A 634-nucleotide genomic window follows, 5' to 3' on the forward strand; every position below is an offset into this window, starting at 1 on the left:
GATCGAGCAGATGCGCGAGCAGGTTCAGAATATTGAGTAAACGCTGGGCTCACATATCCCAAGACGGCGCACCAGAAAAGTAGTCACTCAGAGAATCAATAAATGCCCGCACTTTGCTGGAGAGCAACGTGCGGTGTGCATACACGGCATACAGAGCGATGGGCTCCGGTGCTTCTTGTTTCAGTATTTCCACCAGATGCCCATCAGCCAGTGCTGCGCCAGAAATAAACGTCGGCTGCAGAACAATGCCTGCTCCCGCAATGGCGGCATTATTCAGTACTTCGCCGTTATTGCAGCTGAACTGATGGCCACGCAGAACCCCGGCCTGACGCAATTGCTCATCTTCCATATAGCTGTATTGAAGAAAGCGATGTTGTGGCAGCTCAGACAATGATGCCGGCTCGCCGTATTTTTTGAGGTACTCAGGTGATGCACAGTATGCCAGGCGAATATCTGTAAGCTTTCTCGCAACCAACGATGAGTCCTTCAAATGACCAATTCGCAAGGCGACATCAAAACCTTCTTCGATGATATCCACCTTCCGGTCGTTTAATTGAAGATCAATGCCAACGTCGGGGTGACTCTGTTGGAATAATACCAGCGGCTCGGCAAGATGCAGGCTCGCGAACGACAC

General features: G+C 50.9%; 1 protein-coding gene. It reads right to left on the minus strand.

Features of this window, described 5'->3' with window-relative positions; genetic code table 11:
* Positions 1 to 49: 49 nt before the first annotated feature.
* The coding region (locus B2R29_RS13590; RefSeq protein ID WP_301181559.1) for a substrate binding domain-containing protein at positions 50 to 634 on the minus strand (585 nt) is incomplete at its 5' end.

Source organism: Thalassolituus sp. UBA3500, from assembly GCF_002377545.1.
Classification (GTDB): domain Bacteria; phylum Pseudomonadota; class Gammaproteobacteria; order Pseudomonadales; family Oceanobacteraceae; genus Thalassolituus.